General features: G+C 39.4%; 15 protein-coding genes. 13 read left to right on the top strand and 2 right to left on the bottom strand.

Annotated elements, in window-relative coordinates:
- Positions 1–14: 14 nt before the first annotated feature.
- From NRL14_RS09705 to NRL14_RS09720, 4 genes are all read left to right on the top strand, one after another.
- Positions 15–419 carry a biopolymer transporter ExbD gene (locus NRL14_RS09705; RefSeq protein WP_002961710.1) on the top strand — a complete coding sequence of 135 codons (405 nt, stop codon included), beginning with the start codon at positions 15–17 and terminating at the stop codon, positions 417–419.
- Positions 419–1,036, top strand: a complete 618-nt coding sequence (locus NRL14_RS09710) for an energy transducer TonB (RefSeq protein WP_033016273.1) — start codon at positions 419–421, stop codon at positions 1,034–1,036. Before NRL14_RS09705 ends, NRL14_RS09710 begins: the two co-directional genes overlap by 1 nt.
- 11 nt (positions 1,037–1,047) lie before the next feature.
- Complete coding sequence (locus NRL14_RS09715) at positions 1,048–2,307, top strand: tetratricopeptide repeat protein (RefSeq protein ID WP_007375869.1); 1,260 nt, start codon at positions 1,048–1,050, stop codon at positions 2,305–2,307.
- 61 nt (positions 2,308–2,368) lie between these two features.
- Positions 2,369–3,412 (top strand): hypothetical protein, encoded by a 1,044-nt coding sequence (locus NRL14_RS09720; RefSeq protein ID WP_007375868.1) that lies wholly within the window; start codon positions 2,369–2,371, stop codon positions 3,410–3,412.
- Positions 3,413–3,428: 16 nt separating this feature from the next.
- Here NRL14_RS09720 and NRL14_RS09725 read toward each other — a convergent pair whose 3' ends face one another.
- The gene (locus NRL14_RS09725) at positions 3,429–3,755 is read right to left on the bottom strand and encodes a TraR/DksA C4-type zinc finger protein (protein WP_306724535.1); all 327 of its coding nucleotides are present in this window, start codon (positions 3,753–3,755) and stop codon (positions 3,429–3,431) included.
- Between the two features lie 61 nt (positions 3,756–3,816).
- Positions 3,817–4,797 carry a tRNA-dihydrouridine synthase gene (locus NRL14_RS09730; protein WP_149605643.1) on the bottom strand — a complete coding sequence of 327 codons (981 nt, stop codon included), beginning with the start codon at positions 4,795–4,797 and terminating at the stop codon, positions 3,817–3,819.
- 225 nt (positions 4,798–5,022) lie between these two features.
- Between NRL14_RS09730 and NRL14_RS09735 the strand changes: the two genes are divergently transcribed.
- The 9 genes from NRL14_RS09735 (at position 5,023) to NRL14_RS09775 (ending at position 13,862) form a co-directional block, all read left to right on the top strand.
- Entirely contained in the window at positions 5,023–5,457 is a 435-nt protein-coding gene (locus NRL14_RS09735) for a hypothetical protein (RefSeq protein WP_007375865.1), read from the top strand.
- Positions 5,458–5,554: 97 nt separating this feature from the next.
- A complete protein-coding gene (locus tag NRL14_RS09740) occupies positions 5,555–6,382 on the top strand; it encodes a DUF692 domain-containing protein (protein WP_373462529.1) in 828 nt (275 codons plus the stop codon).
- Between the two features lie 36 nt (positions 6,383–6,418).
- Positions 6,419–7,171: a DUF2063 domain-containing protein gene (locus NRL14_RS09745; RefSeq protein ID WP_306724563.1), complete on the top strand. Its 753-nt coding sequence runs from the start codon at positions 6,419–6,421 to the stop codon at positions 7,169–7,171.
- 72 nt (positions 7,172–7,243) lie between these two features.
- Positions 7,244–7,366 (top strand): hypothetical protein, encoded by a 123-nt coding sequence (locus NRL14_RS09750; RefSeq protein ID WP_007375862.1) that lies wholly within the window; start codon positions 7,244–7,246, stop codon positions 7,364–7,366.
- A gap of 159 nt (positions 7,367–7,525) precedes the next feature.
- On the top strand, positions 7,526–8,071 hold the full coding sequence (apt, locus tag NRL14_RS09755) for an adenine phosphoribosyltransferase (RefSeq protein ID WP_007375861.1): 546 nt from the start codon (positions 7,526–7,528) through the stop codon (positions 8,069–8,071).
- A gap of 3 nt (positions 8,072–8,074) precedes the next feature.
- A complete protein-coding gene (gene dnaX, locus NRL14_RS09760; protein WP_033037750.1) occupies positions 8,075–10,663 on the top strand; it encodes a DNA polymerase III subunit gamma/tau in 2,589 nt (862 codons plus the stop codon).
- Positions 10,664–10,723: 60 nt separating this feature from the next.
- Positions 10,724–11,050 (top strand): YbaB/EbfC family nucleoid-associated protein, encoded by a 327-nt coding sequence (locus NRL14_RS09765; protein ID WP_002962306.1) that lies wholly within the window; start codon positions 10,724–10,726, stop codon positions 11,048–11,050.
- 7 nt (positions 11,051–11,057) lie between these two features.
- Positions 11,058–11,666, top strand: coding sequence for a recombination mediator RecR (gene recR, locus NRL14_RS09770; protein ID WP_007375859.1), 609 nt, complete (start codon positions 11,058–11,060; stop codon positions 11,664–11,666).
- A 294-nt stretch (positions 11,667–11,960) separates the two neighbouring features.
- Positions 11,961–13,862: an MFS transporter gene (locus NRL14_RS09775; protein ID WP_306724536.1), complete on the top strand. Its 1,902-nt coding sequence runs from the start codon at positions 11,961–11,963 to the stop codon at positions 13,860–13,862.
- Positions 13,863–13,866 lie beyond the last annotated feature (4 nt).

Raw genomic sequence — 13,866 nt, forward strand, 5'->3', positions numbered from 1 at the left:
AGAGAGAATTAAATATGGCACGTAAACAACGTTTTCGTGAAGAAGAAGAAGCAGCGGTTGATATGACGCCAATGCTTGACATCGTATTTATCATGCTTATTTTCTTTATCGTAACTACATCGTTCGTTAAAGAGGCTGGTATCGAGGTCAATAAACCAAAAGCTGCCCAAGCTACTAAGCAAAAAAATGCTAACATTTTTATTGCTATCCGTAGTAACGGCGAAATCTGGATTGATAAACAGCAGGTTGATGTTGAACGTATTTCAGCAAAAATCGAAAGTTTATTAGCAGAACAACCTACTGAAGTTGTGATTTTGCAAGCTGATAAAGAAGCAAAACATGGCGTAGTGGTTAAAGTTATGGACCAGATTAAAGCGACGGGTGATAACCTGAGAATTTCAATAGCTGGAGATCAGTAATGATTCGTTTTCTGTTTTCACTGATTGCAGGTGGGGCAGTTACTTTCGGCTTGTTCTACTTCATGGCTTTCCTCATCTCTGGTGGGGCTGACCGTAATACGGAACAAAAAGAGCAGATCATAGTCGAAATAATGACGAATCCGCCTGAATCTAAGGTGCAGGAGAGGAAGCGTGTACCGCCTCCGCCTCCTCCGCCACCAAAGCAGCCGCCTAAACCGCAGCCGCCACAGCCGGAAAATAACAGTCCAACACCTGGTGCTATGTCATTTAATATGGGAAGCATTGATGTTGGTAGTTCGGCAGGTGGACTAAGTGGTCCTGGTGCATTTGGACGTGATGGTGATGCGACACCTATCGTTCGTATAGAACCAAAATATCCAACGCAAGCTGCACGTGATGGTAAAGAAGGTTGGGTTCAACTTTCGTTCACAATTGATGAGTTAGGTGGAGTGACTGACGTTGAAGTAATTGACGCCGATCCAAAACGTATCTTTGACCGTGAAGCTAAGCGCGCATTGCGTAAGTGGAAGTACCGTCCTAAGATCATTGACGGAAAACCTCAAATACAACCGGGTTTACAAGTTCAATTAGACTTTAAACTTAACCAAGGCAATTAAGGAGGCGAGTAATGAGAAATTTTTCTAAAGTAACTGCTCTTGCGATTCTTATGTCTGTGTCAGGTGCTACATTAACAGCATCTGTTTTAGCGGCGCCAGACTACGCAAAGATTGAAGAGCGTAAGAAAGCAAAAACTAAAATCATGGGCGAGCGTACTGGTAAAAAGGTAATTAAAGCGTTTGATTTGTACGGTGAAGAAAAAGTTGAAGAAGCAATTGTTCTGCTAAAAGATATTGATCCATCTAATGACTTTGATAAGGCGACTGTAAATCGTTACTTAGGTAGCATGTACGCGCAGGTAGAAAAGTATGATGAAGCGATTAAATATACTAAGCAGGCGGTTGCGCCAGATGTTTTAAACTTTGCTGATCAGGAACAATCCCTTAAGTTATTAGGCGATTTACTTATTGGTACTCAAAAGTATCAAGAAGCTAAAAAAGCATATTTAGCATGGATTGATTTTACGGGCGATGAAGATCCGAAAGTTTACACACGTATTGCGCAAGCTAACTACGAGTTGAAACAATTTCGTGATGTTTTCGGTCCAGCAGACAAAGCAATTTCGCTTCAAAAGGAGCCGAACAAAGCTCCTTACCAATTAAAGTTAGGCTCTTATTTCGAGCTTAAAGACTATAATAATATGGTCAAAGTTGGTGAAGAAATTGTTCGTGTTTGGCCTGATGATAAAAAAGCTTGGGTTAGTTTAGGTAAATATTACCTACAAACTGAAAACTACAAAAAAGGTCTTTCGACCATGGAAGTAGCATTCAACCAAGGTTTTTTTGAAGCTGAAGTCGATTACAAAGTATTGTCTAACTTCTATTCTTTAAATGAAATTCCTTTTAAAGCGGCTGTTACGCTTGAGAAGGCTATTAAAGAAAAGAATGTTAAACGTACTAAGCAAAACGTTAGCGCGATTGCTAGTAATTACCATCGTTCTAAAGATCTCGTTAAAGCTGCTAAGTATTATGAAGAAGCTGCTAAATTTGATGAAGACGCTGAGCTTTACCGCAAAGCAGGTTCATTACTTTTACAGTCTGAAAAATTTAGTGCTGCTGTTGTTCGTTTGAACAAAGCATTAGAGCTAGGCTCTGATAAAAAGGGCACTATTTACTCAGATTTAGCTGAAGCATATTATTACCAAGGCAAGTACAAGCAAGCTCATGCTGCTATTACTAAAGCCATGGATGACCCACGCACTCGCAAGTTTGCAAAGGGTTGGGCTACATACATTAAAGATAAAGCCGCTCGCAACGGTGTTAAAATTTAATTTTTATTAGCTAAAGCAACTTTTAAAAAGCCCCTCTGGGGCTTTTTTTATTGGAATTACTATGTATAAAAAGCTCTCTTTTTCATTACTACTGTGTCTATTTTTAGTCGCATGTTCAAAGCAGCCTCAACCTTACGAGTCATTTGAAGATGCACAAGTCGGTTTAAAAACTTTAAACATGGCGCTTGTACTATCAGGCGCTAATAAAACAGATAAAATTACTAAAGAGCAATTGGTCTTTTCTGATGCATATTTAGCTAAACGCCATACTATTTATCAGAACTTAATGGGCATGGAGCTTAATCTCAATCAAATAGCGCAAGTAAATTACTTGGTTATTGCAGAGCGTTTTCCTGAGCGCTATTTTAATTGGCCGGCTCAAGTAGATGTATTAAAGAACATGCTTGCTTTTGAAGGCACAAAAAACACACCGGATAATGTTATTACCTGGCTTAAGTTAACCCAAGAAACGTTAGACAGTGCTAAACAAAGCAATTTAAAACTGAATAAAGTTGAACTTGCATTGTTACAAAGTTATGTATTGAGTGCGATAGGCACTAACGACGTTCAACCAGCGCTTAAGAGCCATATAAGAGCTTTTAGCGATTATTTAGCTAGTTACAGGCCCAGGGGGAGTGTTGGTCTAAGAGGCCTGCCAAATGGAACCCAGTGGTATCAGAGCAAACTTAATTACTTTAGTGGCGAAGTACATTCACCATTAGAATGGGTTACTCTTTTAAATGAAAAAATAAAAGTATTAGATCGTGTTGCATTCGACAGTAAACAGCCAACTTCTCACCAGAAATCGTTTTTAGTTAAGTATTTATCTGATGAAAAATTAATAGAAGGCTTGGATTGGCAGGCTAACTATCAAGACTTACCTGCAATGGCGAGCAATATGGACATGTCTGATAAAGATAAAACATTGATGCTTGCGATGATGGAATCAGATATAGGTATTCACTATCATGCGTGGACTTTGCCTCAAGCAAAGGTGAACCTTGTAAAGCGCCTAAAAATGAGTCCAGAAGAGGCTCAGTATTTAGTTGAAGATATAATTCTCTACCCTGGGCAATCATTTAGTTTTATAAAGCAAATGATGTAATGATGTGAAAGTGCGCTTATGGTGCGCACTTTATACATCGTTGAGTTGCAGGGTCTTGCTCAAGTAACTTTGCTGATATTTTTTCTTCGCAGTCACAACAGTAACCATATTGGCCAATCTCTATTTGGCTAACGGCAGCTTCTAATTCAGTCATGCGACTAATTAAAATAGCATACTCCGGACCTAACTTTTCTGCCGCACAGTCTAACCATTCATTGTTGGCTTTATTATCTAAAATTTGTATTAAATGGTGATGTGCAGGGTAGGCTGATTTAGAAAGCATAGTTAATATATTTAATTTAACTTGCGCTATTTCATCGTTCAGTCTTTGTTGATGATGCATTATCAGTACAACCTTATTAAATTGGCTTTACGTTATACTGATATTATCTATAGGCTTTAAGTTAGCTGTTATGATTTGAATCAAGTTGCGGTGCTTTGGCGTATTTATTTAATACGCTTGCCACATCTTCTTTACTTTTTAAACGTCTGATTTCATCAAATAAATCGATAGCTTGTGGGTATTGGCGTTTTAGGTAACCAAGCCATTGTTTAGTACGTGACGCAAAATATTTTTCATCCTTTGCAGGGTCTTGATGGATAGCAGAGTGGATTAAGTGATAAATAATATGCTCCCACTCAAGTCCATCATATTGTTCATTATTTACATGAGCTTTAATTTTTTTTGCTAAATCAGGGTGCGAAAGGGCGCCACGACCAAGCATTAAATTAGTACATCCACTTCGTTTTTGGCAAAGCATTGCGTCTTCTACTTGCCAAATTTCACCATTGGCAACAACGGCAATATTTTTATCTTTTATTATTGGTGGAATTTTTTCCCAATAAGCAGGCGGATTATAGCCATCACGTTTGGTGCGAGCATGTATTGCAATGCTATTTGCTCCAGCACTGACAACCGCATCTACAATTTCTTGGCTGTTACTATCATCATCAAATCCTAAGCGGATTTTTGCACTAACTTCATGCTGATCATCTACAGCGTCTCGGACTGCTTTAATAATCGTATACATGTGGTCAGGATCTTTAAGCAGCACAGCCCCGCCTCGACTACGGTTAACCGTTTTTGCTGGACAGCCAAAATTAAGATCAACACCGTGAGAACCTAATGCTATAGCTCTAATCGCATTTTCTGCTAAAGGGTTCGCTTCTTGACCGAGTAATTGAACACGCACAGGAGTACCTGCTCGTGTAAATCCATTATTATGTAGTTCAGGGCAAAATCGATGAAAAACTTTGTCAGGTAAGCATGTTTCAACCACTCTTACAAACTCGGTAACGCATAAATCGAACCCACCGATGTCGGTGAGTAATTGACGCATTTTAAAATCGACAACACCTTCCATAGGCGCTAAAACAAGTTTCATAAGGTGATTATTTCTGAGAAAAACAGGACGCATAGTTTACCTGTAAATCTTACATTGATAAATCTGTAATTACCGACCATATTTAATGAAGTAAGTGCAAAAGCAAATATTATGAAAATAATTGAAAGTTTTTATTTTTGTGCGGGTCTACTTAAGCATACAAGCAATTTAAAAATACATTTATATTGCTGAGATTTACAATCCTTGATTAAAGAGAGTCATAAAATGAATACAGTTAGAAAAAATACAATCGCGTTAACTTTAGGTGCAGTAGTTGTTGGCTCTGCAAGTTTTGTATCTGCTGATGTACAAGCTAACCCATTTGAGTTTCAACAGTTAGTGACAGGTTATCAACTAGATGCTGCTGAAGGTAAATGTGGTGAAGGTAAATGTGGCGGCGATGCCAAAGGTAAAAAAGAAGGCAAGTGCGGCGAAGGCAAATGTGGCGGCGATGCTAAAGGCAAAAAAGAAGGCAAGTGCGGCGAAGGCAAATGTGGCGGCGATGCCAAAGGTAAAAAAGAAGGCAAGTGCGGCGAAGGTAAATGTGGCGGCGATGCAAAAGGTAAAAAAGAAGGCAAGTGCGGCGAAGGTAAATGTGGCGGCGACGCAAAAGGTAAAAAAGAAGGTAAGTGCGGCGAAGGTAAATGTGGTGGCCGTTAATATCTTATTTTAAATAAGGTATGCTAAAAGGGCCTTAAGGCCCTTTTTTGTTAAGTTAGAGGTAGTTATGACACAAACTAAAAGTATAGATTTCGGAATGGTTGGTCTTGGCCTCCGACGAGAAATGCTTAATGAACTGCTTGAACACGTACCTAATCAAGTAGATTTTTTAGAAGTTGCACCAGAGAATTGGCTAAAATTAGGTGGGCGCTTTAAGAAACAGTTTAAAACATTAACAGATGCAAATAATTTTGTGTGCCATGGATTGTCACTTTCTATCGGCTCGCCCGAGCCACTGGATGTTGAATTTGTTAAATCTTTAAAAGTTTTTTTTAAAGAACACAATATAAAATTTTTTAGTGAGCACTTAAGTTACTGCTCTGGCGCGGGCCATATGTATGACTTAATGCCAATTCCGTTTACTCAAGATGCGATAGCACACGTTGTACCACGTATTAAGCAAGTTCAAGATATACTTGAGCAACAAATTGCGATAGAAAATGTTTCTTATTATGGTGCTCCTGGGCAGCAATTATCAGAGCTTGAATTTACGAATACTATTTTAGAGCAAGCTGACTGTAAGCTTTTACTCGATGTGAATAACATTTACGTTAATTCGATAAATCATGGCTATAACGCGCAAGCATTTTTAACAGGGTTACCTTCTGAGCGTATTGCTTATGGACACGTTGCAGGGCACTACAATGAGGCTGATGACTTAATAGTTGATACACATGGCGCAGATGTCATTGATCCTGTGTGGAAGCTACTTGATAAGGCGTACGAAGTACATGGTGTGTTTCCAACTTTGCTTGAGCGTGACTTTAATATCCCTACTATGAATGTGCTAACCAAAGAGTTGGATATAATTCATGGGCTGCAAGCTAAATACCTTAATTCAAGTGTTTCAAAACAACGAGCTTAATATAAGCCTTTATAAACATTAAAAGAGTGCCTAGTGATGAGCTTTATTGAAATACAAAACGAATTTATGGCGCATATTCGCGAGCCTAAAAAAAATAAACGGCCCAGCGGTATTGAAGATAGACGTATGGCCATTTATCGCGATCTATTTTTTAATAATATTGAAGGTTTTGTATCATCAGGTTTTCCGGTGTTAAAAACCTTATACACAGACAAACAATGGCATTCCCTCGTACGTCAGTTCTTTAGCGAATATGATTGTCATTCGCCGTACTTTTTAGATATAGCAGGGGAGTTTATTAATTACTTATCAAGTGATTATAAAATGAAAAAACACGACCCCGTGTTTATGCTAGAGCTTGCTCATTACGAATGGGTAGAGCTAGATGTATCGATTGCACATGAAGATGAGCAAGCGCAAAAATTACAAACAACAGCACTCACTAGTTCTGCTTTGTATTTATCTAACGCTGCAAGAAATTTAAGTTATCAATTTCCGGTTCAAAATATCAGCACAGAGTTTATACCTAAAGAGCCATCAACTCAGCCTAATTACTTTGTTGTATATAGAGACGAAAATGATGATGTGCAGTTTTTAGCAACAAATGCGATGACAGCTTTGCTATTGTCAATCATAGAGGTAAGTGAAGGTGCGACATTTGACAACGTTTGCCAACAGGTATTAGCTCACGCTCCACAATTTAATGCAGAGCAAATTGCTCAAGGTGCGTTGGTTACCCTTGATGCAATGGTTGAACGCGGTGTCATTGTGACAAAAAATCAAGATTAAGGTCTTTATTGATAATTTTACATCGTCTATTATGACAGCCTTATTTGCCGTGCTTAATAAAAGGTTGTACCAATGTCAGATGATAAAGACTTTAAAGATCCGTTCAACGCTACTTACTTTCTTGCATTTTTAGCTATATTTGCAGGAATTGGTTGTTTAAATGCAATTTTAGGTTGGATCACTAGCTTAACCTAAAATGCATAGCGTTTATTAAGGCTGTTGTTTACTTCAGCCTTGAACCTCTTTATTTTTAATTACCCCGCTTAAACTATAATAACGTCAAACTCGCATTTAAAGGTCAGTTAAGGTTATAATCACCTGCTTTGTAATATAAATAATTGAGCAGTTAAAATTATGACTCAAGTAACACCAGCAATTATCAAAAACAGCATCACTACAATTGCTGATTATCCAAAAGCGGGCATTATGTTTCGCGATGTAACTACTTTAATGGCAAATCCAGAAGCCTTTAAAGCCACAATTGACGCTTTTATCGCTGAATATAAAGATCAAGGTTTTACTAAAATAATTGGCACAGAATCGCGTGGCTTTATTTTTGGTGCGCCGTTATCTTACGCGTTAGGCATTCCCTTTATTCCAGTACGTAAACCAGGTAAGTTGCCACGCGAAGTTATTCGTCAAGATTACTTGCTAGAATACGGTGAAGATACATTAGAGCTGCATGTAGATGCAATTGTACCTGGCGATAAAGTATTGTTAGTGGATGATTTATTAGCTACTGGCGGTACAATTGAAGCCACCGCTAAATTAGTTCATAAACTAGGTGGCGAAGCTACAGATGCAGCATTTGTTGTGTCATTACCAGAACTAGGTGGCGAGCAGCGCATCAAGAAAATGGGTATTAAAATCCTAAAATTGGTTGAATTCGAAGGCGAGTAATCGATGAGTTATCAGGTTCTAGCGAGAAAATGGCGTCCTCAAACCTTTCATGAATTGGTTGGGCAGTCTCATGTTAAGCAAGCGCTTGTAAATGCGCTTACACAAAATAGACTGCATCACGCTTATTTATTCACTGGAACCCGCGGTGTGGGTAAAACGACCATTGCGCGTATTTTTGCTAAAAGCTTAAATTGCGACGAAGGTATATCTGCAAATCCGTGTGGTCAATGTAGCAGCTGTTTAGATATAGAAGCTGGACGCTATATTGACTTACTCGAAATAGATGCGGCTTCTCGAACTAAAGTAGAGGACACCCGCGAAATACTCGATAACGTTCAATATGCGCCAACGCGTGGACGTTATAAAGTATATCTAATCGATGAAGTTCACATGCTCTCAAAGCACAGTTTTAATGCGCTTTTAAAAACGCTTGAAGAACCACCAGAGCATGTGAAATTTTTATTAGCGACCACCGATCCGCAAAAGTTACCAGTTACTATTTTATCTCGTTGTTTACAATTTAACTTAAATGCCTTGTCGCAAAGTGAAATTAAAGCACAGCTTGAGCACGTACTTACTCAAGAACAGCTCAGCTATGACAATGATGCACTTAGTATTATTGCAAAAGCCGCTGACGGCAGTATGCGTGACGCACTGAGCTTAACCGATCAAGCTATAGCACAAACAAATGGTGATATTAATAATCAAGCAGTACAAACAATGCTTGGTTTGATGGATACACATTATAGCCAAAGCCTATTAGCTGCACTACTTGCCCAAGATGGCACAGCTTTAATGAGCGAAATAGCACACGTTGCGAGCAGAAACCCAAACTATATTGCCTTACTTGATGATTTAATTGCGTTAACACATTTAACTCAACTAACTCAATTAGTACCACAGGCAGCAGGGCTTGATGAGACGAACGCTGATTACATAACGCACGTTGCACAGCATACGAGTCCGCAACAAATACAAATTTATTACCAGTTACTTTTAAACGGTAAAAAAGATTTACAATGGGCACCAGAGCCTCGATTAGGTTTTGAAATGCTTATGCTAAGATTATTAGCATTTAAGCCTACAGATGCCCAACAAGTTGTACACACAGCCAACGAAGAGCCCGTCCAAAATAAACAAGGCCGAGCAAATGCACTGCGAGATATATTAAATAAAAACAAAACATCGCAAGACACCGTAGCTAGCCAAAGCAGTGCTCCAGTAAATAATACTAAGCCAGTTAGCAATACAGAACAGCCTAGAACCGTTGAGATAGAGCCTTTACCTAATGCTGCCGCTCAGACATCAAATAATGACGTCGTGCAAAGTAATAATGAGCCAGCCCAAGTTGCAGTAGTTCAACCAGTTCAACAAAGTGAAAACGCTTCAAAGCAACAGGCTTCAGCTAATGAGCTACCGCAAACCAATGTTGTTTCGGATGCTCAAACACAGCGTCAAAGTGAAGATGAAGCTTACATGCAACACAGTGATGTAGAGCAAACATTGGCCGCGCAGTTTGATGATGTGATGAGTAGCGCTGTTGATCAGGGGTTTAATCCACAAAAAGATATAAGTGCTAATCAGCAAAATCATTTGCCGGAACACTCAACAAGTATTGAAAAAAATAGTTTTGACCCGCAATCAGACTTGCAAAACCAGCAACAACATGATGAAAATGCTTCGATAGTTGAACGCGAGGCAAAAGCGCAATCCGCTATTGCGCGCATATTGCGTGATCGTAATATATCAGGCTCAGGAAAGCTTTCTGGGACAAACTTAAATACGGCAAAGGCTAGTTCATCAAACGTATCTAACAGTACTGTTACTAGCCGTACTCATAATGTCGGTGAAGTGCCAAAAAATGAAAATACAGTGGCTCAGTCAGCTGAGCGGCCAAATAGCGCTGTATCACAAAACCATAAGTCAGTACCTACACAGTCAGACAACCCGCCTTGGGCTACTGATACAGTAGGTGAAAGTGAAAAAAAGCCACCGCTCCCAGTAACGGGGAGCCAAACACCGGCTAATAATCAAGGTTTTGACAAACCTGAAAAAATAGATTTTAAAGCAAAGCACCAAACAATTACTGAAAATCTTGCGCCAGAATTACTTGAGCAAATAAACCCTCAAAAAGCGCCTGAAATAGTGCCAGAGGAAGTAAGTATTCCTGCCCCTGATGATTTTCAAAGCCCAATTAGTGAAATTAGATTTGCACATCAACAAGATGAATGGGCTTATTTAATTAAACGTATGGGACTGGGTGGTCGTATGCGCCAATTTGCATTGCATTCAATATTTACCAAGCAAGGCAACAGTTTACATATAGACGTTGATGAATCACAAAAGCATTTAGATACACCGATGCTTCGCCAAAGATTAGATGCCGCATTGTCGAGTATTTATGAGCATAACGTGTCGTTAAGTATTAATTTTGCTAAGGGAGTTATTGACTCTCCTTATCTTATTCAGCAAAAAATTGATGCAGGTCGTCATCAACAAGCAATCGATGTGATCACATCGGATGAAAACATAGTACAATTTCAGCAAGTATTTAGCGCCGAAATTGACGAAAACAGTATTCAGGCATTGTAATTACTTACAATCGCCCTTATGTTCATGTTAATTAATGTATTAAAAGAAAGAGAGAAAGTTATGTTTAAAGGTGGAATGGGCAACATGATGAAGCAAGCGCAGCAAATGCAAGATCGCATGCAAAAAGCCCAAGACGAAATCGCAACATTAGAAGTTGTTGGCGAAGCCGGTGCCGGTTTAGTTAAAGTAACCATGCTTGGTAACCACAATGTACGTCGTGTTCAGCTTGATGAAAGCCTTATGGAAGACGACAAAGACATGATTGAAGACTTACTTGCAGCAGCATGTAACGATGCTGTTCGCCGTGTTGCAGAAGAAACACAAGAGCGTATGGGTAAAGTAACTGGCGGTATGCAATTACCACCAGGTATGAAAATGCCGTTTTAAGTAAATAATGCAACTTTCAGATAGTTTAAATCAGCTTATAGAAGCACTGCGCTGTCAACCGGGTATTGGTCCAAAGTCAGCGCAACGTATTGCCTTTCATTTATTAGAGCGCGACCGAAAGGGAGGCACTCAGCTGGGCAATGCATTGACTAAAGCAATGACCGCCATAGGGCATTGTCAGTCTTGTCGCACCTTTTGCGAACAAACGCAATGTGATATTTGTTTAAGTACAAAGCGCCAAGACAGCGGCATATTATGTGTTGTTGAATCGCCTACTGACGTGCTTGCTATTGAGCAAACGGGTCAGTACTTAGGGCTATATTTTGTTTTAATGGGTCATTTATCGCCAATTGACGGTATCGGCCCTAAAGAAATTGGCTTAGACGTTTTAGAGCAAAAACTTGCTCAAGGCGGTATTAATGAGGTCATTTTAGCGACTAACCCTACCGTTGAAGGTGAAACTACTGCTCATTATATTGCGCAGCTTTGTCATAAATATAAAGTAGATGCCTCGCGTATTGCTCACGGTATTCCTGTGGGGGGCGAGCTTGATTTGGTTGATGGTAGAACGCTGATGCATGCCTTTAGTGGCAGACGCGCTGTTACTCAAGACTAACTTAAAGTCACTATTTGAAAACATATTGTAAAAGCCTACATGATTAACTTATGTAGGCTTTTTGTTTTTAAGGTAAGCTTAGAAGCAGTCTAATACCAATCCGCAATAATACTTAATCATTTTGCGGGGCTAAACGTGTCGCTACCTGCGTTAACAAGTTCTCATTTAGAACAACTAAATAGCGAATTTTTGCCTAGCTATCAACACGTTTTTCCGCCCTAAAAATAGATCATTTAATTAAACGAATTGGTATAATATATTTTGGGGCTATGTCTCTAATTAGTAAGGAATACAATGAAAGATAATCAACCCTACCAAGGTACATTACTGGGTAGTAAGCGTTTTTTACCGCTTTTTATTACGCAGTTTTTCTCAGCAATAAACGATAACGTGTATAAGCAATCAGTGCTTATTCTATTGATATTTCAGGCTGCAACGCTTGCAGATGGCGCACTTTATTCTAATATTGCTGCGGGGCTATTTATTCTACCTTTCTTTTTATTTTCAGGGATGGCAGGACAGCTCGCAGAAAAAACAGAAAAGTCTAAGCTCATTAGAATCGTAAAGTTGTTTGAAATTCCTATTATGATTGTAGGTGCTGTCTCAATTTTAACGCAATACGTGTGGCTTATGTTAGCCACAGTATTTTTAATGGGTGTGCAAAGTACGTTTTTTGGGCCATTAAAATACTCTATTTTACCTCAGCACGTTGCACCTAGCGAATTAACAAAAGCGAATGCCTTGGTTGAGTCGGGCACGTTCGTAGCAATACTGATCGGTACAATTTTTGGCACCTACTACATTACTCAATCGCTAGGTCCTACGGCTATAAGTATTGCGGTATTAGTGCTGGCTGTTATGGGTTATGTAAGCAGTCGTTTTATACCCGTTAGTGAGGCGAACGAGCCGAACTTAAAATTTACCTATAATATATTTTCATCCACAAAAAACGTATTTACAGCACTTAATTCGCAAACAGAATCGGTTGGTAAGTCAGTGCTTGGGATCAGTTGGTTTTGGTTAATTGGCGCCATCATTTTAACGTCCCTACCAAATTATGTAAAACACGTAATGGGCGGCGATGAATTAGTGGTAACCAGTGCACTGGTTGTATTTTCATTGAGTATTGCTATTGGTTCATTACTGTGTGAAAAGTTATCTCGCTCTCGTATTGAGCTAGGCATTGTGCCCTTTGGTGCTATTTTAATTACCTTGTTTTTATATTTACTGAGCCAAGAGCCCGCTATCAGTACCTATACACCTCAACATACTGAATTATTAATGCTCGCACAGGTATTAAAAACAGGCGATATGGTGTGGCATTTCATATGGATGGCAGGCATAGGCATTGGCGCCGGTTTTTACACTGTACCGCTATATGCGCTTATTCAACAACGGACTGAAGAAGCGAGTCGATCACGAGTTATAGCGGCTAACAATGTATTAAATGCCTTGTTTATGGTGGGCAGTGCTGTTTTAAGTATTGTCACGTTGTCTGTTTTTCAGTGGAGTATTTCAGAGCTATTGCTGTTACTTGCGGGGCTAAATTTACTTATTTCTGTTTATATTTATACCAAAGTACCTGAATTCTTTTTACGCTTTGTTATTTATATTTTGGCCATTTGTATGTACCGCGTAAGAACAAAAGGCGAAGCTAACATTCCCAAGGAAGGTGCCGCTGTTATTGTGTGCAACCACGTCAGTTTTGTTGATTGGATGTTTATTTTGGCAGCGTCACCAAGGCCTATTCGGTTTATGGTATTTGCGCCTATTTATTATTCGCCAGCTCTACATTGGTTATTTAAAATGGCTAAAGCTATTCCCATTGATAGTGAAAAAACGAACCCAGAGGCGTTTAAAAAAGCGTTTGATGAAGTGGCTTCTGCGCTTGAAAAAGGCGAGCTTGTTGGTATTTTCCCCGAAGGGAAGCTGACTAGTGACGGCTCAATCGATATTTTCCGTCGTGGAATAGAGCGTATTATTGCACGCTCTCCTGTGCCCGTTGTCCCTGTGCATTTAGGGGGCTTGTGGGGGAGTATGTTTAGCCGTAAAGTTAAGTGGCAATTACCGCGATTAAAATGGTCTTTGGTGTCGGTTGCAGTAGGTGGCCCGATTGCAGCTGACAAAGTAGTAGCAGACGATTTACGTGAGCATGTTTTAGCTTTGAAAGCGCTTCACTCTAAAGGTGTTGATTAATTTA

Source organism: Pseudoalteromonas sp. 20-92, assembly GCF_030847595.1.
Lineage (GTDB): Bacteria > Pseudomonadota > Gammaproteobacteria > Enterobacterales > Alteromonadaceae > Pseudoalteromonas > Pseudoalteromonas fuliginea.